General features: G+C 49.5%; 14 protein-coding genes, 2 tRNA genes and 3 other RNA genes. 9 read left to right on the top strand and 10 right to left on the bottom strand.

Annotated features, from left to right (window positions below):
- Window positions 1–29: 29 nt before the first annotated feature.
- From oppF to FN082_RS05090, 6 genes are all read right to left on the bottom strand, one after another.
- A complete protein-coding gene (gene oppF / locus FN082_RS05115; protein ID WP_139537552.1) occupies window positions 30–1,034 on the bottom strand; it encodes a murein tripeptide/oligopeptide ABC transporter ATP-binding protein OppF in 1,005 nt (334 codons plus the stop codon).
- Complete coding sequence (gene oppD, locus FN082_RS05110; protein WP_139537553.1) at window positions 1,031–2,044, bottom strand: ABC transporter ATP-binding protein; 1,014 nt, start codon at window positions 2,042–2,044, stop codon at window positions 1,031–1,033. The genes oppF and oppD overlap by 4 nt, the downstream gene beginning before the upstream one ends.
- Window positions 2,045–2,055: 11 nt before the next feature.
- The gene (oppC, locus tag FN082_RS05105) at window positions 2,056–2,964 is read right to left on the bottom strand and encodes an oligopeptide ABC transporter permease OppC (RefSeq protein WP_139537554.1); all 909 of its coding nucleotides are present in this window, start codon (window positions 2,962–2,964) and stop codon (window positions 2,056–2,058) included.
- Between the two features lie 14 nt (window positions 2,965–2,978).
- The gene (gene oppB, locus FN082_RS05100; protein WP_139537556.1) at window positions 2,979–3,899 is read right to left on the bottom strand and encodes an oligopeptide ABC transporter permease OppB; all 921 of its coding nucleotides are present in this window, start codon (window positions 3,897–3,899) and stop codon (window positions 2,979–2,981) included.
- Between the two features lie 87 nt (window positions 3,900–3,986).
- Window positions 3,987–5,618, bottom strand: a complete 1,632-nt coding sequence (oppA, locus tag FN082_RS05095) for an oligopeptide ABC transporter substrate-binding protein OppA (RefSeq protein ID WP_139537557.1) — start codon at window positions 5,616–5,618, stop codon at window positions 3,987–3,989.
- Between the two features lie 750 nt (window positions 5,619–6,368).
- Window positions 6,369–7,016 carry a YchE family NAAT transporter gene (locus tag FN082_RS05090; RefSeq protein ID WP_139537559.1) on the bottom strand — a complete coding sequence of 216 codons (648 nt, stop codon included), beginning with the start codon at window positions 7,014–7,016 and terminating at the stop codon, window positions 6,369–6,371.
- Between the two features lie 478 nt (window positions 7,017–7,494).
- Between FN082_RS05090 and adhE the strand changes: the two genes are divergently transcribed.
- Window positions 7,495–10,170 (top strand): bifunctional acetaldehyde-CoA/alcohol dehydrogenase, encoded by a 2,676-nt coding sequence (adhE, locus tag FN082_RS05085; RefSeq protein WP_139537561.1) that lies wholly within the window; start codon window positions 7,495–7,497, stop codon window positions 10,168–10,170.
- A 191-nt stretch (window positions 10,171–10,361) separates the two neighbouring features.
- On the opposite strand, the gene tdk is transcribed toward adhE, so the two are convergent.
- Window positions 10,362–10,967 carry a thymidine kinase gene (gene tdk, locus FN082_RS05080; protein WP_139537563.1) on the bottom strand — a complete coding sequence of 202 codons (606 nt, stop codon included), beginning with the start codon at window positions 10,965–10,967 and terminating at the stop codon, window positions 10,362–10,364.
- 673 nt (window positions 10,968–11,640) lie between these two features.
- On the opposite strand from tdk, the gene hns reads away from it, so the two are divergent.
- Window positions 11,641–12,048, top strand: a complete 408-nt coding sequence (hns, locus tag FN082_RS05070) for a histone-like nucleoid-structuring protein H-NS (protein ID WP_041146073.1) — start codon at window positions 11,641–11,643, stop codon at window positions 12,046–12,048.
- Between the two features lie 134 nt (window positions 12,049–12,182).
- On the opposite strand, the gene galU is transcribed toward hns, so the two are convergent.
- The 3 genes from galU to rssA form a co-directional block, all read right to left on the bottom strand.
- Window positions 12,183–13,085, bottom strand: a complete 903-nt coding sequence (gene galU, locus FN082_RS05065; RefSeq protein WP_139537564.1) for a UTP--glucose-1-phosphate uridylyltransferase GalU — start codon at window positions 13,083–13,085, stop codon at window positions 12,183–12,185.
- A gap of 197 nt (window positions 13,086–13,282) precedes the next feature.
- Window positions 13,283–14,296: a two-component system response regulator RssB gene (rssB, locus tag FN082_RS05060; RefSeq protein ID WP_139537566.1), complete on the bottom strand. Its 1,014-nt coding sequence runs from the start codon at window positions 14,294–14,296 to the stop codon at window positions 13,283–13,285.
- Between the two features lie 89 nt (window positions 14,297–14,385).
- On the bottom strand, window positions 14,386–15,285 hold the full coding sequence (gene rssA, locus FN082_RS05055) for a patatin-like phospholipase RssA (protein ID WP_139537567.1): 900 nt from the start codon (window positions 15,283–15,285) through the stop codon (window positions 14,386–14,388).
- 112 nt (window positions 15,286–15,397) lie between these two features.
- Here rssA and FN082_RS05050 point away from each other — a divergent pair, with 112 nt between their 5' ends.
- The 7 genes from FN082_RS05050 (at window position 15,398) to FN082_RS05020 (ending at window position 17,629) form a co-directional block, all read left to right on the top strand.
- Window positions 15,398–15,856: a YchJ family protein gene (locus tag FN082_RS05050; RefSeq protein ID WP_139537569.1), complete on the top strand. Its 459-nt coding sequence runs from the start codon at window positions 15,398–15,400 to the stop codon at window positions 15,854–15,856.
- A 42-nt stretch (window positions 15,857–15,898) separates the two neighbouring features.
- Complete coding sequence (gene purU, locus FN082_RS05045; RefSeq protein WP_139537571.1) at window positions 15,899–16,741, top strand: formyltetrahydrofolate deformylase; 843 nt, start codon at window positions 15,899–15,901, stop codon at window positions 16,739–16,741.
- A gap of 159 nt (window positions 16,742–16,900) precedes the next feature.
- A tRNA-Tyr gene (locus FN082_RS05040) sits at window positions 16,901–16,985 on the top strand.
- A gap of 43 nt (window positions 16,986–17,028) precedes the next feature.
- A non-coding RNA gene (locus FN082_RS05035) (RtT sRNA) lies at window positions 17,029–17,160 on the top strand.
- A gap of 34 nt (window positions 17,161–17,194) precedes the next feature.
- Window positions 17,195–17,279 (top strand) — tRNA-Tyr (locus FN082_RS05030).
- Window positions 17,280–17,325: 46 nt separating this feature from the next.
- Window positions 17,326–17,456, top strand: a non-coding RNA gene (locus tag FN082_RS05025) — RtT sRNA.
- A gap of 46 nt (window positions 17,457–17,502) precedes the next feature.
- Window positions 17,503–17,629, top strand: a non-coding RNA gene (locus FN082_RS05020) — RtT sRNA.
- The last annotated feature ends 137 nt before the right edge of the window (window positions 17,630–17,766 follow it).

Raw genomic sequence — 17,766 nt, 5'->3', positions numbered from 1 at the left:
AAAGGGCTGACTTACGTCAGCCCCAGAGATTATAACGGGTCTACCTTCAGGCAGGAAACCGCATGTCGGAAGCTGCCCTCCAGTACCGGTCGCGTTTTCGCACACTCCGGGCCGGCAATAGGGCATCGCGTGCGGAATACGCATCCCGACGGTGGGTTAATCGGCGATGGTAATTCTCCCTCCAGCAACTGGATAGTTTTATTTCTTTCCAGGTCAGGATCTGGAACCGGAACCGCCGACATCAACGCTTTGGTATAAGGATGCAGCGGATTATGGTACACCTCATCGTAAGTGCCCAGCTCCACGGCATGACCCAGATACATCACCAGCACGCGGTCAGAAATATGCTTCACGACCGCCAGGTCGTGGGCGATAAAAATCAGCGACAGGCCCATTTCACGCTGCAGCTGCTGTAGCAAGTTCACCACCTGCGCCTGAATCGACACGTCCAGCGCTGAAACCGGTTCATCACAGATAATCAGCTTGGGTTCAAGGATTAGCGCGCGCGCAATACCAATACGCTGGCACTGACCACCGGAAAACTCGTGCGGATAGCGATTTATCAAATTTGGCAGCAGCCCTACTTTCATCATCATCGCTTTAACCCGGTCGCGAACTTCCTGACGCGGCATTTTCGGATGATAAGTCCGCAGCGGCTCGGCAATGATTTCCCCGATAGTCATTCGCGGGTTCAGCGACGCCAGCGGATCCTGGAAGATCATCTGAATATCGCTGCGCACATCGCGCCACTCATCAGGTTTCATTCCCAGCAGGTCTTTGCCCAGCCAGGCAACCTTACCGTCAGTGGCTTTTACCAGGCCAATGATCGCCCGCGCAAATGTCGACTTTCCGCAGCCGGACTCTCCGACTACGCCCAGCGTTTCACCTTCATAAAGACGCAGCGTCACGCCATCAACCGCTTTCAACGTTTTCGACGGCTGCCAGAACCACTGTTTACCGTCTTTAATGTCAAAGTGCACTTTCAGATCGGCGATTTCGAGCAGGACTTTTCTTTGTTCCGTTACGGCGTTCATAGCAAATCCCCCACCGGTTGAAAGCAGGCGCGCAGGCGGCCTGGCGCAAACGCCTCCAGAGGCGGAGCACTATTGCAAATCTCCATCGCATGCGGACACCGCGGCTGGAACGGACAGCCCTTCGGCAAGCGCAACAAATTTGGCGGATTGCCCGGGATGGTTAGCAGAGCATCGCCTTCCGCGTCCAGACGCGGTACCGCGTTGAGCAGGCCAATAGAATAAGGGTGTGACGGGTGATAAAAGACGTCGCGCGCCTGGCCATATTCCATAGTACGTCCGGCATACATCACCAGTACCTTATCGCAGATACCGGCAACCACGCCGAGATCGTGGGTAATCATAATAATAGCCGTATTGAACTCACGCTTGAGTTCATTCAGCAGCGTCATGATTTGCGCCTGTACGGTTACATCAAGCGCCGTAGTCGGTTCATCGGCAATCAGCAGTTTAGGCCGACACAGCAGCGCCATAGCAATCATCACGCGCTGGCGCATCCCGCCGGAAAATTCGTGCGGATACATTTTCATCCGTTTACGTGCTTCCGGCATTTTGACCGCATCCAGCATTTTGACCGACTCTTCAAACGCTTCGGCTTTGTTCATCGCTTTATGCAGCATCAAGACTTCCATTAACTGTTCGCCTACCCGCATATACGGATTGAGCGACGTCATCGGGTCCTGAAAAATCATTGAGATCTGCTCGGCGCGTAGCTTATTCAGCTCACGTTCCGGAAGGTTCAGGATCTGCTTACCGTTAAAGGTCGCTGAACCCCCAATACGACCATTTGCCGCCAGCAGGCCCATCAACGCAAAAGCGGTTTGCGACTTACCTGAACCGGACTCACCCACGATGCCTAAGGTTTCCCCTGCCCGCAGAGTAAAGTTGAGATCGTTGACCGCAGTAACATCGCCATCGGGAGTACCAAAGGTGACGCGGAGATCTTTCACATCCAGAAGCAGCCCGGATTGTTGTGCTGCCTGCGGCGCTTTTGCCGTTTCAATCGTGCTCATGACGGCGCTCCTTAGCGGTCTTTCGGGTCGAGGGCATCACGCAGGCCATCGCCGATAAAGTTAAAACAAAATAGAGTTACCACCAGGAAACCGGCAGGGAACAGCAGCAGCCACGGCGATACTTCCATCGAGTTCGCGCCATCGCTGAGCAACGCACCCCAGCTACTCAGCGGCTCCTGGGTACCCAGGCCGAGGAAACTCAAGAAAGATTCAAACAGAATCATGCTTGGAACCAGCAGTGAGGCATACACCACCACCACACCAAGCACGTTTGGTACGATATGGCGGATAACAATATTACCCGTTGAAACGCCGCCAACCTGCGCAGCTTCAATAAACTCTTTGCGCTTCAGGCTCAGGGTCTGGCCGCGAACGATACGCGCCATATCCAGCCAGGAGACCATCCCAATAGCGACAAAAATCAGCAAGATGTTCTGGCCAAAGAAGGTCACCAGCAGGATGACAAAGAACATAAACGGGAAGGAGTTGAGGATTTCCAGCAGACGCATCATCACTGAGTCTACTTTGCCACCCAGATAGCCGGAAAGAGAGCCGTAAAGCGTCCCCAGAATCACCGCCACCAGCGCCGCGGCGACGCCGACCATTAATGAGATACGCCCACCGATCGCCACACGCACCAGCAGATCGCGGCCGGAAGAGTCGGTACCAAAGTAGTGAGCTGATTCCATATCAGGCGCGCTGGACATCATGCCCCAGTCGGTATCGTAATAGGAGAACTGCGATACCATTGGCGCGATGGTGACAAAGAGCGCAATGATCACTAGCACAACCAGGCTGGCAACGGCGGCACGGTTATGCATAAAGCGACGGCGGGCGTCCTGCCAGAGGCTACGCCCCTCAACTTCCAGCTTTTCACTGAAGTTTTCCAGCGCCTCGTTGTTTTTCTTACTTAACATCATGGCGAACCCCAGCGTCAGTAACGGATTTTCGGATCGATAACGGCATACAGCACGTCAACAATCGCGTTAAACAGAATGGTCAATGCGCCGACCAGAATGGTCAGGCTGAGTACCAGCGAGTAGTCGCGGTTCAGCGCGCCGTTGACAAACAGTTGACCGATTCCCGGCAGACCATAAATGGTTTCGATAACCATCGAGCCGGTAATAATGCCGACGAAGGCGGGTCCCATATAGGAAAGTACGGGCAACAGCGCGGGTTTTAAGGCGTGGCGCAGAATAATGCGGCGCATCGGCAAACCTTTTGCCCGGGCTGTACGAATAAAGTTAGAGTGCAGAACTTCAATCATCGAACCACGAGTGATACGCGCGATGCTGGCGATATAGGCCAGCGACAGCGCCACCATTGGCAGAATCATGTATTGCAGCGCCCCGCCGTTCCAGCCACCACCCGGCAGCCAGTGCAGAGTAATCGCAAATATCATGACCAGTAAGGGAGCGACCACAAAACTGGGTATCACGACCCCGGTCATTGCGACTCCCATCACGGCAAAATCCCACTTTGTATTTTGCTTCAGTGCAGCAATAACCCCTGCAGTTACGCCGAGCACAACCGCCAGAAAAAACGCAGCGAAGCCTAATTTGGCTGACACCGGAAAACTGGAAGCGACCAGATCGTTTACCGAATAATCTTTATATTTAAAGGAAGGACCGAAATCACCGTGCGCCAGCTGCTTCAGGTAATTGAAGTACTGGGTCATGATGGGGTCGTTTAAATGGTATTTTGCTTCAATATTCGCCATCACTTCCGGCGGCAGCGTGCGTTCACCGGTAAAAGGGCTACCCGGTGCAAGACGCATCATGAAGAAAGAGATTGTAATTAGAATAAATAGCGTCGGAATCGCTTCCAGACAGCGACGTAAGATAAATTTTAACATTGCCCGTACCTTCTGGCGTGTGCCTTCAATAGTGCGATGAAATAAGACACCGTGAGGCAAGCGATATGCCTGCCCCACGTATTGCCATTAGTGCTTCACAATGTACATATTTCTTGTGTAGGTATTATCCAGCGGATCTTTACCGGTATACCCGCCGACCCACGGTTTAACCAGACGGGCGTTTACGTAATAGAAGACCGGTACGATCACGGAATCTTTATCCAGTTGCTGCTCAGACTGCGCATAAAGGTCAGCGCGTTTGCCTTCATCGCTGGTTTTCAGGGTTTCCGCAATGATCTTATCGAAAGCCGGGCTCTTATAATGCGAGGTGTTGTTTGAGCTATCGCTCAGCATGGTATTCAGGAAAGAAGTCGGTTCGTTATAGTCCGCACACCAGCCAGCACGAGCAATATCAAAGGTGCCCTGATGGCGATTATCCAGGAACGTTTTCCATTCCTGATTTTCCAGCTTCACGTTTGCACCCAGGTTTTTCTTCCAGATAGACGCCACAGCGATAGCCAGTTTTTTATGCAGATCGGAAGTGTTATAGAGCAGGTTGAAGGTTAGCGGTTTATCAGCGGAATAACCGGCTTCGGTCAGTAATTTTTTTGCTTCTTCATTACGTTTTTCTTGTGACCACTTGAACCACTCTGGCTCAACCAGCTTCATACCATCAGTGTACGGCGGGGTGTAGCTATAGGCAGGCAAGTCACCCTGATTTTTTACTTTATTGACAATAATGTCACGGTCCAGTGCCATCTTCAGCGCGGTACGCACACGCACATCAGTGAACGGCGCTTTCTGGTTATTGATTTCGTAGTAATAAGTGCAGAGATACGGATCGACGTGAACTTCTTGCGGGATCTCTTTTTTCAGTTTCTGGAACAGTTCGATCGGCATATTGTTATAGGTCATATCGATTTCACCGCTGCGGTAACGGTTTACATCGGTGACTTCAGACGAAATCGGCAGATAGGTGACCTGATTAATCACGGTTTTGCCGTTATCCCAGTAATTGGTATTACGTTCAAGAACAATACGTTCGTTGACCACCCAGTCTTTTAATTTATACGCGCCGTTGCTGACGATATTGGCTGGCTGGGTCCATTTCTCACCAAATTTTTCAATAGCGGATTTAGGTACTGGAGAAACGGACGGGTGAACGAGGAGTTTATAGAAGTACGGTACCGGCTCGCTGAGAGTAACTTCAAAAGTATGATCGTCTAGCGCTTTTACACCCAGGTCGGTTGCTGGTTTTTTCCCGGCGATAATGTCATCAACGTTAGCCACATGGCCATATTGCAGATAGCTTGCATAAGGAGAAGCAGTTTTAGGGTCAGCCAGACGCTGCCAGCTATAAACGAAGTCTTGTGCAGTGACAGGGGAACCGTCTGACCATTTAGCATCTTTACGCAGATGGAAGGTCCAGACTTTAAAGTCTTTGTTGTCCCATTTTTCCGCCACACCCGCAACCGGATGACCATCAAGGTCGCTCACGAGCAGACCTTCAAACAAATCGCGGCTAATATTGGACTCCGGCACGCCTTCAATTTTGTGCGGGTCAAGGGACTGAACTTCAGAGCCATTGTTACGAACCAGCGTTTGCTTATCCGCCAGCTGTACTCCTGCGGGTACATCTGCCGCTATGGCAGCGTTAACGGTAATTAGCGCAGAGAATACGCCTGCGGCTATCAGGCTTTTTTTCGTGATGATGGTCATTGTGTTATTACTCCACTCATTATAATTACTGGCTATTTAACCAGCCTGTTTTCTATTTTCTGGATTCTGATCAGTGCAGGAGTTTATGCTGCTGTCAGAGAGTACTGCTTGCTATCACCGACTTATTTATTACGACCGCTCAAACGGCAGCCTTGACGTCGATTCTTCCCCCCCCCCTGTCCGGAGGTGATGTTAAATCGCAACGAGCTATTTAATAAAGATTCTCATTTGCGTATGTATTCCACTACAGATCACGCCGGAAAGTACCAAAAGGCCTTCTCGTCCGCCAATGCAATTTGCAAATATGTTACCGGATTCTCTTTTATGATCTCCCGGAAGGCAGAGCATAAAATTACCCCTGTAAAGAAAAAGTTATAAAATCATTATCTATCATGTGCATACAAAAAATTACTGTTTTACATACCGAGCAATACTGAGAAGGTGCTTTTTTGTACGAAAAATTAACAATTGTTTATTATTTAGCACATTCATCTGCCTCATCGGTGAATTTACTAATATCATTTCAATTATCTGACGGCAAGCGCCAGAGAATGATGTGACGAAAATAACAGTAACTAATGTGAGTGGATAGCGAGGGGAATGGCAGAATAAGTTCGTAACAGACTGATAAAAAACAAAAATACGATTATATTAAAAAAAGTTATTTTACGTGTTCATATAACGTTTTTTGATATGCTTTGCTAATAATTAAGCAACCGCGGGGGTTTGCCCCGCGTGCAGAAGCGCAGATTAATTCACTAGTCCAGGAAAGAGAGCTTTTATCCCGGTAACAATGAACTCAATTCCTAAAGCCATGAGCAGCAGCCCCATAATTCGGGTAATGACGTTAATTCCCGTTTGCCCAAGCAGGCGAACCAGCCAGGGAGCCATACGAAAAATCCCCCAGCAGCAAAGAGCAAAAAGAGCGATGGCAATCGAAAAGCCCAGAAAATGGGCGGCGGTATGATAGCGCGTACCCCAGACGATGGTTGAACTGATGGCGCCAGGCCCCGCCATTAAAGGTAACGCCAGCGGTACTACGCCAATACTCTCGCGGATTGCCGTTTCTGATTTCTCCTGTTTATTCTGCTTATCCTCACCCAGCTTGCCGCTAATCATCGACATGGCAATGGTGACGACCAGAATCCCGCCAGCGATACGGAAGGAATCGATAGAAATACCGAATACCTGAAGAATACCATCGCCCAAAAAGAGAGACGTTAGCAGGATAATGGCCACCGACAGGTTGGCTGTCAGATTGGTTTTGTTACGCACAACTGCCGTCTGGTAGCTGGTCATACTAATAAAGACAGGGATAATGCCTACCGGGTTTACCAGTGCGAATAGGCCGATGAAAAATTTGAAGTAAGCTGAAAAATCAAACAACGGTTGAATCACAGTACGCTCCGCAGCATCATTAAAAATGGCTGTTGACAGTTACCAGCATAAAATATCCGCGAGAAGATACGCTGTTTGATAGCACAATTCATCTCTATTCATGCATAAGTTCATAATAAAGCTCGGATGTTATTTATTTGTTTCGATAATGCTATTTAGTCATTTAATTAGCATACCGAATCATTACACTTGATCAAATAGGTCAAAAAACGACCTGCTGAAAGGTATCAGCTTCGCCGATTATTGATTTGGATCACATAAATTGTACTCAGAAGTGAGTAACCTTGTTTACACACAGCGAGGAGGGAAAGCAGCGTTACCTGAACGGAAAAACAAAAGCTTTTTTAGTCAATCGGTGAAGTCAGAAGCACAAAATTCTTTACGTTAACATTTACATGCAAGCCGTTAACACTCTGTCTATACTGTCGAATCGAGCTACTGATTCACTAAAAAAGTTTAACATTATCAGGAGAGCATTATGGCTGTTACTAATGTCGCTGAACTTAACGCACTCGTAGAGCGCGTAAAAAAAGCCCAGCGTGAATATGCCAGTTTCACTCAAGAACAAGTCGATAAAATCTTCCGCGCCGCCGCTCTGGCTGCTGCCGATGCTCGAATCCCTCTCGCGAAGATGGCCGTTGCCGAATCTGGCATGGGTATCGTCGAAGATAAAGTGATCAAGAACCACTTTGCTTCTGAATACATCTATAACGCATATAAAGATGAAAAGACCTGTGGCGTCCTGTCTGAAGACGACACCTTTGGTACTATCACTATCGCCGAACCTATCGGTATCATCTGCGGCATCGTCCCGACGACTAACCCGACTTCAACCGCTATCTTTAAATCTCTGATTAGCCTGAAGACCCGTAACGCCATCATCTTCTCTCCGCATCCGCGTGCTAAAGAAGCGACTAACAAAGCCGCTGATATCGTACTGCAGGCCGCTATCGCTGCCGGTGCGCCGAAAGATCTGATCGGCTGGATCGACCAACCGTCCGTTGAACTGTCAAATGCGCTGATGCATCACCCTGACATTAACCTGATCCTTGCGACCGGTGGTCCGGGCATGGTTAAAGCAGCATACAGCTCCGGTAAACCGGCAATCGGCGTAGGTGCAGGTAACACCCCTGTTGTTATCGACGAAACCGCTGATATCAAACGTGCTGTTGCATCCGTGCTGATGTCTAAAACCTTCGATAACGGAGTTATCTGTGCCTCTGAACAGTCCGTTGTTGTTGTTGATTCCGTATATGACGCTGTTCGCGAACGTTTCGCCAGCCATGGCGGCTACCTGCTGCAGGGTAAAGAGCTGAAAGCGGTCCAGGATGTCATTCTGAAGAATGGCGCGCTGAATGCCGCTATCGTTGGTCAACCAGCGTATAAAATCGCTGAACTGGCTGGCTTCACCGTACCGGTTGCCACCAAAATTCTGATTGGTGAAGTCACTGACGTAGATGAAAGCGAACCGTTTGCACACGAAAAACTGTCTCCGACGCTGGCAATGTATCGTGCGAAGAGTTTCGAAGACGCTGTTGATAAAGCTGAAAAACTGGTTGCGATGGGCGGTATCGGTCATACCTCTTGCCTGTATACCGACCAGGACAACCAGCCAGAACGTGTTGCTTACTTCGGTCAGTTGATGAAAACTGCACGTATCCTGATCAACACCCCTGCTTCTCAGGGTGGTATCGGTGACCTGTATAACTTCAAACTCGCACCTTCCCTGACTCTGGGTTGTGGTTCATGGGGTGGTAACTCCATCTCTGAAAACGTTGGTCCTAAGCACCTGATCAACAAGAAAACCGTTGCTAAGCGAGCTGAAAACATGTTGTGGCATAAACTTCCGAAATCTATCTACTTCCGTCGTGGCTCACTGCCAATCGCACTGGATGAAGTGATTACTGATGGTCACAAACGCGCGCTGATCGTGACCGACCGCTTCCTGTTCAACAACGGCTACGCAGACCAGATCACCTCTGTGCTGAAAGCGGCTGGTGTTGAAACTGAAGTTTTCTTTGAAGTAGAAGCTGACCCGACTCTGACCATCGTGCGTAAAGGCGCTGAGCTGGCTAACTCCTTCAAACCAGACGTGATTATCGCGCTGGGCGGCGGTTCCCCGATGGATGCTGCGAAAATTATGTGGGTTATGTACGAGCACCCGGAAACCCACTTCGAAGAACTGGCGCTGCGCTTTATGGATATCCGTAAACGTATCTACAAGTTCCCGAAAATGGGCGTCAAAGCCAAAATGGTGGCGATCACCACCACTTCCGGTACCGGTTCTGAAGTCACCCCGTTTGCGGTCGTAACCGACGATGCTACCGGTCAGAAATACCCGCTGGCAGACTATGCGCTGACTCCAGATATGGCGATTGTTGATGCCAACCTGGTTATGGAAATGCCGAAGTCTCTGTGTGCATTCGGTGGTCTGGATGCGGTAACTCACGCCTTGGAAGCTTATGTTTCCGTACTGGCTTCTGAGTTCTCCGACGGTCAGGCTCTGCAGGCTCTGAAACTGCTGAAAGAAAACCTGCCGGCGTCCTACCATGAAGGTTCTAAGAACCCGGTAGCACGTGAGCGTGTGCACAGTGCAGCGACCATCGCTGGTATCGCGTTTGCAAACGCCTTCCTGGGCGTATGCCACTCTATGGCGCACAAACTGGGCTCTCAGTTCCACATTCCTCACGGTCTGGCGAACGCCCTGCTGATCAGCAACGTTATTCGTTATAACGCCAACGACAACCCGACTAAACAGACTGCATTCAGCCAGTACGACCGTCCGCAGGCTCGTCGTCGCTACGCTGAAATCGCTGACCATCTGGGTCTGACCGCTCCGGGCGACCGCACTGCGGCGAAAATCGAAAAACTGCTTGGCTGGCTGGAAGAAATCAAAGCTGAACTGGGTATTCCGAAGTCTATCCGTGAAGCTGGCGTGCAGGAAGCTGACTTCCTGGCCAACGTTGACAAACTGTCTGAAGATGCGTTTGACGACCAGTGCACCGGCGCTAACCCACGCTACCCGCTGATTTCTGAACTGAAACAAATCCTGCTGGATACTTTCTACGGTCGTGAATTTGTAGAAGGCGCAGCAGAAGAGAAGAAAGAAGCTGCACCTGCCAAAGCTGAGAAAAAAGCGAAAAAATCCGCTTAATTTAACGGCAATAAAGCAAGTCAATCTGAGCCCCATCTTCTGATGGGGCTTTTTTATGTCCGCCATCAACAGCCCAGCGAACGCCCGCTGGCTGCCTGAACGTCAAACGAAGGTAAGTGTACTACCTGAAGCAAAAAGGCGCTGAGAGAGCGCCTGAGAGGAATTATCTGAGGGTTGAACTCACTGGGACGCTATTTACTCTGCGCAAAAGTTAAAGAACCTTCACTTAACGCCTCTTTATAATGTTTCCGACAGACGGAAACATAGCGCTCATTACCACCAATCACCACCTGCTCGCCTTCATTGTATGGCCGCCCTTCCTGATCGAGGCGCAACACCATACTCGCCTTGCGGCCACAGAAACAGATAGTTTTTAATTCAACCAGCTTATCGGACCACGCCAGCAAATATTGGCTGCCGACAAACAATTCGCCACGAAAATCAGTACGCAGGCCGTAGCACAACACGGGAATATCAAGCTGATCGACGACTTCAGACAACTCATGTACCTGTTCGCGCGTCAAAAACTGGCTTTCATCCACCAGCACACAGTGAATTGGCTGACGCGCGTGTTCGCCGGCAATGTCAGCAAATAATGAGGTTTGGGTATTATACAATCGCGCAGGCGATGAGAGCCCAATCCTTGAGCTTACCTTCCCGGAACCAAAGCGGTTATCAATCTCCGCCGTATAAACCACGGTACGCATCCCGCGCTCCTGGTAATTGTAGGAAGACTGTAACAGAGCGGTCGACTTACCTGCGTTCATTGCAGAATAGTAGAAATAAAGTTGTGCCATCGGCTGCGTAACCCCAATCAATGTGTTTTATCGCGACAAAATTGTATCATATATTCCTTTGATATCTGCCCTTTCGCCGTGGGTATTGTGTTGAAGGTTCAAGCACGATGATATCTATACCCTAAATATTTAGAGTTGCTTAAAGGCGGCAAGGGAGTAGGCCCCTGGTCACATAGATAACTGTGTGACTGGGGTAAGCGAGCGCAGCCAACACATAAGCAATTTGAAGTATGATGGGTATAAAAGATTAAGCATCTTAATTGAATGGATACGCCTGCAATTCGTACTGAGAAGGCGTCAATGCAAGTGTCGCGATTGTCCTTTTGTGCTTCTGCTCACGACTATAACGGACCTGGACAAGTGTTTTATATTAAACATCGTCACAACGGCTGCGCTAATACTGACGATGATATTTATCCATGCAAAGTATAATTTTTCTCCTTGAGGATCGGAAAAAGCATACTATCTCAGGGTTTTAGCTTATGATTCCGACTCCGCTATAAGTGAGAAAGATGTGAACTCACACGGAAAATTTAACTTAAATTAATTAATTCCCGCGACAAATAACAAGTTATTTTGACTTCCTTACATTCTCCCCTATTGCACATCTGATTTTATCGCTCTATTATTAGTCCAACAAACCACCCCACAATATAAGTTTGAGATTACTACAATGAGCGAAGCACTTAAAATTTTGAACAACATCCGTACTCTTCGTGCGCAGGCAAGAGAATGCACACTTGAAACGCTCGAAGAAATGCTGGAAAAATTAGAAGTTGTCGTTAACGAACGCCGTGAAGAAGAAAGCGCTGCTGCTGCTGAAATTGAAGAGCGTACTCGTAAACTGCAACAATACCGTGAAATGCTGATTGCTGACGGTATTGATCCTAATGAACTGCTGAGCACCATGGCAGCAGTAAAAGCAGGTACTAAAGCAAAACGCGCTGCTCGTCCGGCTAAATACAGCTACGTTGACGAAAATGGCGAAACCAAAACCTGGACTGGCCAGGGCCGTACTCCGGCAGTCATTAAGAAAGCAATGGACGAGCAGGGTAAATCCCTGGACGATTTCCTGCTGTAATAAGCTATCGTATCCTTTTAAAAATCCCGCTCCGGCGGGATTTTTTTTATCTTTTAATCTCCCCGAACGCCTGACGAGCATAAAAAAACGGGGAGCGAAACTCGCTCCCCGACCGATACTCATGTATATAGCGATTACCTGGCTATAGCTTTTTCCAGCCAAGCTTTAAATTCTTCACCCAGCGACTTATGACGCACGCCATATTCAACAAAAGCCTGCATATAACCCAATTTATTACCGCAGTCGTGGCTCTTGCCTTTCATATGATAGGCTTCAACCGTTTCTTTTTCGATCAGCATATCGATGGCATCGGTTAGCTGAATTTCGTCACCCGCTCCCGGAGGCGTCTTTGCCAGCAGTGGCCAAATATCTGCGCTCAGCACGTAACGACCAACAATCGCGAGGTTAGATGGCGCGACATCTGCTTTCGGTTTTTCAACAACGCCAACCATCGGAACGCTTTCACCCGGCTCAAGAGGTTGGCCTTTGCAATCAACAACGCCATACGCAGTAACATCGGCAACGGGTTCAACCATGATCTGGCTGGCTCCGGTATCATCAAAACGGGCGATCATTTCCGCCAGATTATCGCGAGACAGATCGGATTCATATTCATCCAGAATCACGTCAGGCAAAATAACCGCAACCGGTTCGTCACCCACAACCGGGTGTGCACATAGCACGGCATGACCCAGGCCTTTCGCCAGCCCCTGACGCACCTGCATAATAGTCACGTGCGGCGGGCAAATAGACTGAACTTCCTCAAGCAGCTGGCGTTTTACACGTTTTTCCAGCATGGCTTCCAGTTCGAAACTGGTATCAAAATGGTTTTCAATAGAGTTTTTAGAGGAATGCGTGACCAAAACAATTTCAGTAATACCGGCCGCGATACATTCGTTAACAACATATTGAATTAAAGGCTTGTCGACCAGCGGCAGCATCTCTTTCGGAATAGCCTTAGTGGCGGGCAACATCCTGGTGCCTAGTCCCGCTACCGGGATTACAGCTTTTGTTACTTTTGAATTAAGCGCAGCCATTGAAATCTCCTGGACTGTTCGTTTTTTAAACTTCTCGTTAATAATATGGTATCGAGTATATCAGCCTGCTCAGCCAAACCTGTTCCGAAAAGGATTAGATATCTTCGAATTAGGAATTTTACGCATTAAACCCGGCGATAGTACCACCACAAAAGATCGTGCGGTATTCCACCCGGCATCAAAATAAACACAATTGCTCATTCCGCAGACAACATAAGGCGCAAACGACCACCTGCCCCCCAAATTTGGCACTGCCATGAAGTACAGCGTTGACTTATTTGGTTCAGGTATGCATTACCTAATGTCCCGAGCGGAACGCCATTACTAATCTGAATTTGGTGCTCCCCCGTATTCAGTGTGCCATTCAAACCAGCAGAGACTAAAATCAAATTTTTCAAACCGCTATGGTAATAACCCACCAGCAACGGGAATTGTCCGGGTAAATTCGCCTGACGTAGCAGATGATTCACTTGTTTCAACAAACTGCCCATTTCTGGCAAACGCTGTCCCTGATGGGCAAGCTGCTCCTGCAATAGGCCATTGAACAACGCCCGAAGCAATAACGCTGCAAGAACCCCATTATCGCCCGCTCGTGTGACATCCAGACAATAAAACGCCAGATCGTTTTCTGATAGCGGTGCAATATCGAGAACGAGTCCGGGCTTCTCAGCTGAAACCAGTTGTCGGTAGTGAATACGACAACGGGATATCTCCTGCTTAACCGGAGGCTGGAGCTCTTGTAACAGCCTTGAGGCCGCTTTAGGGTCGCTTACCAGTGCATCCCAGTCTTCAAAAAGCCGCTCTTCCTCTTCAACGCGAGAATTGAACATATTGGGATAGAGGCAAGCATAAACCGTTTCCTTCAGGCGCTCGAAATCTTTTACCGGCTTCAGCAGGATGTCCTGCACCCCGAGGCGCAGAGCTTTAGCAATATCCGCCATATTCTCCGTCGCCGAAATCATCAAAATAGGTAGTTGCTCGCCTTGATTACGCAAATGTTCGACCAGTTGCAGGCCATTCATATGCGGCATCGAAATATCGCAAATCATCAAGTCAGGTTTTGACTCGGCCATATGCTGAAGCGCGGCCACACCATCTTCCGCCTGTACGGTTGTCGCCCCCAGCGAAGTTAGCCAGGTGTGCAAAAGAGAGCGGAAAACGGGTTCGTCTTCAACTATCAGAATCTGTTTTCCCGCCAATGGCTGCGTCATGATCTCTCCTCTGGCTGACGATAATGTAATAGTGGCATGCTATTCACGCTATCGCCTGTCAGAATTTACTTAAGTGTGCATCAGGTACGCTACGCAGAGGTCCGCACCAAAGGTAATAGTTCATCCATTTTCTTTTCAACCGCCAGATGTCCGGCTGCTATAGCCTCAGCGGCTCGATGAAAATCAAGGGTAGAAATTTGCGGGCAAAAAGGCTGAATCAGGATATCAGGCGGATCGCCCGCCATGCGATTTCGCTTGAGACGATTCTCCAGCACCTGAATAGAAGTAGACATGATTTCCATAGCCGTTGGAGTGACCGTTGCCCGGCGCGAAGTCATACGCATTAACCGGGAGCGGAGTCGCGAGTGCCAGGAGAAATCTTCATCCACTTCCGGACGCTGCGCCTCTATCGATAATAAATCCTGTTGCATCAGATGCGCATCGTGTTGCAAATCGACAGCAATAACGATATCAGCCCCCATCGCACGCGCCAGTGACACCGGGACGGGATTGACCACCGCGCCATCAACCAGCCAATAACCATTATGCATCACTGGCGACATCAGACCAGGCATACTACAAGATGCCCGTACCGCCAAATGCAGGTCTCCTTCAGTAAACCACAATTCACGACCAGTGCTTAAATTCGTCGTAACTGCAGCAAAGCGACGCTCGCAAGACTCAATTTCCGTCACGGGCAAAATCTGTCGGTATTGACTGAATACGCGCTCACCGCGCAACAACCCACCGCGCTGCCAGGAGAGATCCATTAATTTCAGAACATCCCAATTACTGAAGGAACAGACCCATTTCTCCAGTGCCGGAAGCCGATTACAGGCATAAGCTGCCCCCACCAGCGAGCCAATGGAACATCCGGCAATAACATCAATGTCTATGCCTGACCGCTGTAAAGCATTAATCACACCGATGTGCGACCACCCTCGCGCCGCTCCCGCCCCTAGTGCCAGACCAATCTTAAGCTTTCTCATTCGTACCGAAACATATCCTTCCACTCCGGGCATAGCATCATTGCCACACCTCAGTTAACATAATGCGCTTTGGCGGCGCAGCGCCGTCGTTCTTTATTTCACGGAGGCCATTTTGTCGCCATTATGCCCCTGTGGCAGCGCTCTGGAGTATAGCTCATGTTGTCAGCGTTATCTGGCTGGCGCACAGCTTGCGCCAGATCCGTCACAGCTGATGCGTTCCCGCTACAGCGCATTTGTTATGAAGGATGCCGACTATTTGATCAGAACCTGGCATCCCTCCTGTCAGGCGCAACAGTTTCGCGCAGACCTTGAGAACGGTTTCACCCGAACTCACTGGCTGGGTCTCACCGTTTTTGCCGCCGATGAGGGTCGGAACGCCGATGAAGGTTTCGTCAGTTTTATCGCACGTTTCACTGACGATAACCGCTCCGGGACTATTATTGAACGATCCAGATTCTTAAAAGAAAACGGACAGTGGTACTATATTGACGGTACACGACCACTAATTGGTCGTAACGACTCCTGCCCTTGTGGTTCAGGTAAAAAATTTAAAAAATGCTGCGGCCAGTAAGCCAGCAGCAGAAATAGCAAACACTACAGGATTTTCCCCGCGATGCATTCACTACAACGTAAAGTACTACGCACCATTTGCCCTGATCAGAAAGGCCTCATCGCGCGTATCACTAATATCTGCTACAAGCACGAACTGAACATCGTGCAAAACAATGAGTTTGTTGACCACCGGACCGGCCGCTTCTTTATGCGTACCGAGCTCGAAGGTATTTTCAATGATTCCATTCTGCTGGCTGACCTCGACAGCGCTCTGCCGGAAGGGTCTATTCGTGAACTCAATCCAGCAGGACGTCGTCGTGTCGTCATTCTGGTAACCAAAGAAGCCCACTGCCTTGGCGATCTTCTGATGAAAGCCAACTACGGCGGACTGGACGTAGAAATTGCCGCCGTTATCGGTAACCATGAAACGCTGCGCACTTTGGTTGAACGATTTGATATCCCCTTCCAACTGGTAAGTCATGAAGGTTTAACCCGCGAAGAGCACGATAAGCTGATGGGTGACGCAATAGCCGCTCTTGAGCCTGATTATGTCGTGCTGGCAAAATATATGCGCGTGCTGACCCCTGAGTTTGTCTCTCGCTTCCCGAACAAGATTATTAATATTCACCACTCGTTCCTGCCTGCCTTTATCGGGGCTCGCCCGTACCACCAGGCATACGATCGCGGCGTGAAGATTATTGGCGCAACAGCGCACTACGTAAACGATAATCTGGATGAAGGCCCAATCATCATGCAGGACGTCATTCATGTAGATCATACCTACACTGCGGAAGATATGATGCGCGCCGGTCGCGATGTCGAGAAAAACGTCCTGAGCCGCGCGCTGTATCAGGTTCTGGCGCAACGGGTATTTGTTTATGGTAATCGGACGATTATTCTTTAATCGATAATGAAATTAGCTGGTTAGCTTTGCGTCTTTACGCATAAAAATCAGGCAACCAGTTTATTTTTATCAAAGGAAGACTTTACAGTGGCGCGTCATTTGGTATGATGCGCCCCGCTTCCCGAGAAGGGAGCAGGCCAGTATTAAGTATTACCCCGTGGTGGGGTTCCCGAGCGGCCAAAGGGAGCAGACTGTAAATCTGCCGTCATCGACTTCGAAGGTTCGAATCCTTCCCCCACCACCATCATTCACTACAGCGATGTAGTTACCCCAATGAGACATGCTGAAGTTTGCGCTCACTGGGAAGGGTGAGAACCTTCGACCAAGGTTCGAGTCGAGCGAAAGCGAGACAATGTTGCCACAGGCAACGGCCCGAAGGGTGAGGAGCGAAGCGACGAATAATCCTTCCCCCACCACCATCTTCAAGCTTTATCTACAATTTGAATTACCCCTGGTGGGGTTCCCGAGCGGCCAAAGGGAGCAGACTGTAAATCTGCCGTCATCGACTTCGAAGGTTCGAATCCTTCCCCCACCACCATCACTTCCTGATAGCACTCCACTTAAGCAAAACACTGAAATTCTATAGTCTGCCCATGCGGGGAAGGATGAGAAGCTTCGACTAAGGTTCGATTCGAGCGTAGCGAGAAAGCGTTGCCGCAGGCAACGACCCGAAGGGCGAGGCGCGTAGCGCTGAGTAATCCTTCCCCCACCACCATCATTTCCTGATAGCACTCCACTTAAGCAAGACACTGAAATTCTATATTCTGCCCATGCGGGGAAGGATGAGAAGCTTCGACCAAGGTTCGATTCGAGCGTAGCGAGAAAGCGTTGCCGCAGGCAACGACCCGAAGGGCGAGGCGCAGCCGAGTCATCCTTCCCCCACCACCTTCACGTCATTGCCATCTCTCAACAAATTACATAAATCTAAGCTGTCTGAGTAATTCCCAGAGCTGATTCTGTATTTCTGCCACATGTGTCCCGGCGGCGCTGCGCTTGGCCGGGCTACAAATACGCGCCAGCCCTGT

It is taken from the genome of Klebsiella spallanzanii, assembly GCF_902158555.1.
Taxonomy (GTDB): Bacteria; Pseudomonadota; Gammaproteobacteria; order Enterobacterales; family Enterobacteriaceae; genus Klebsiella; species Klebsiella spallanzanii.
This window is presented reverse-complemented; position numbering and strand designations above follow the sequence as displayed.

Coding starts and splice junctions, on each gene's coding strand:
- oppF (WP_139537552.1), bottom strand. CDS start 1,034: ATGAACGCCGTAACGGAACAAAGAAAAGTCCTGCTCGAAATCGCCGAT.
- oppD (WP_139537553.1), bottom strand. CDS start 2,044: ATGAGCACGATTGAAACGGCAAAAGCGCCGCAGGCAGCACAACAATCC.
- oppC (WP_139537554.1), bottom strand. CDS start 2,964: ATGATGTTAAGTAAGAAAAACAACGAGGCGCTGGAAAACTTCAGTGAA.
- oppB (WP_139537556.1), bottom strand. CDS start 3,899: ATGTTAAAATTTATCTTACGTCGCTGTCTGGAAGCGATTCCGACGCTA.
- oppA (WP_139537557.1), bottom strand. CDS start 5,618: ATGACCATCATCACGAAAAAAAGCCTGATAGCCGCAGGCGTATTCTCT.
- adhE (WP_139537561.1), top strand. CDS start 7,495: ATGGCTGTTACTAATGTCGCTGAACTTAACGCACTCGTAGAGCGCGTA.
- tdk (WP_139537563.1), bottom strand. CDS start 10,967: ATGGCACAACTTTATTTCTACTATTCTGCAATGAACGCAGGTAAGTCG.
- hns (WP_041146073.1), top strand. CDS start 11,641: ATGAGCGAAGCACTTAAAATTTTGAACAACATCCGTACTCTTCGTGCG.
- galU (WP_139537564.1), bottom strand. CDS start 13,085: ATGGCTGCGCTTAATTCAAAAGTAACAAAAGCTGTAATCCCGGTAGCG.
- rssB (WP_139537566.1), bottom strand. CDS start 14,296: ATGACGCAGCCATTGGCGGGAAAACAGATTCTGATAGTTGAAGACGAA.
- rssA (WP_139537567.1), bottom strand. CDS start 15,285: ATGAGAAAGCTTAAGATTGGTCTGGCACTAGGGGCGGGAGCGGCGCGA.
- purU (WP_139537571.1), top strand. CDS start 15,899: ATGCATTCACTACAACGTAAAGTACTACGCACCATTTGCCCTGATCAG.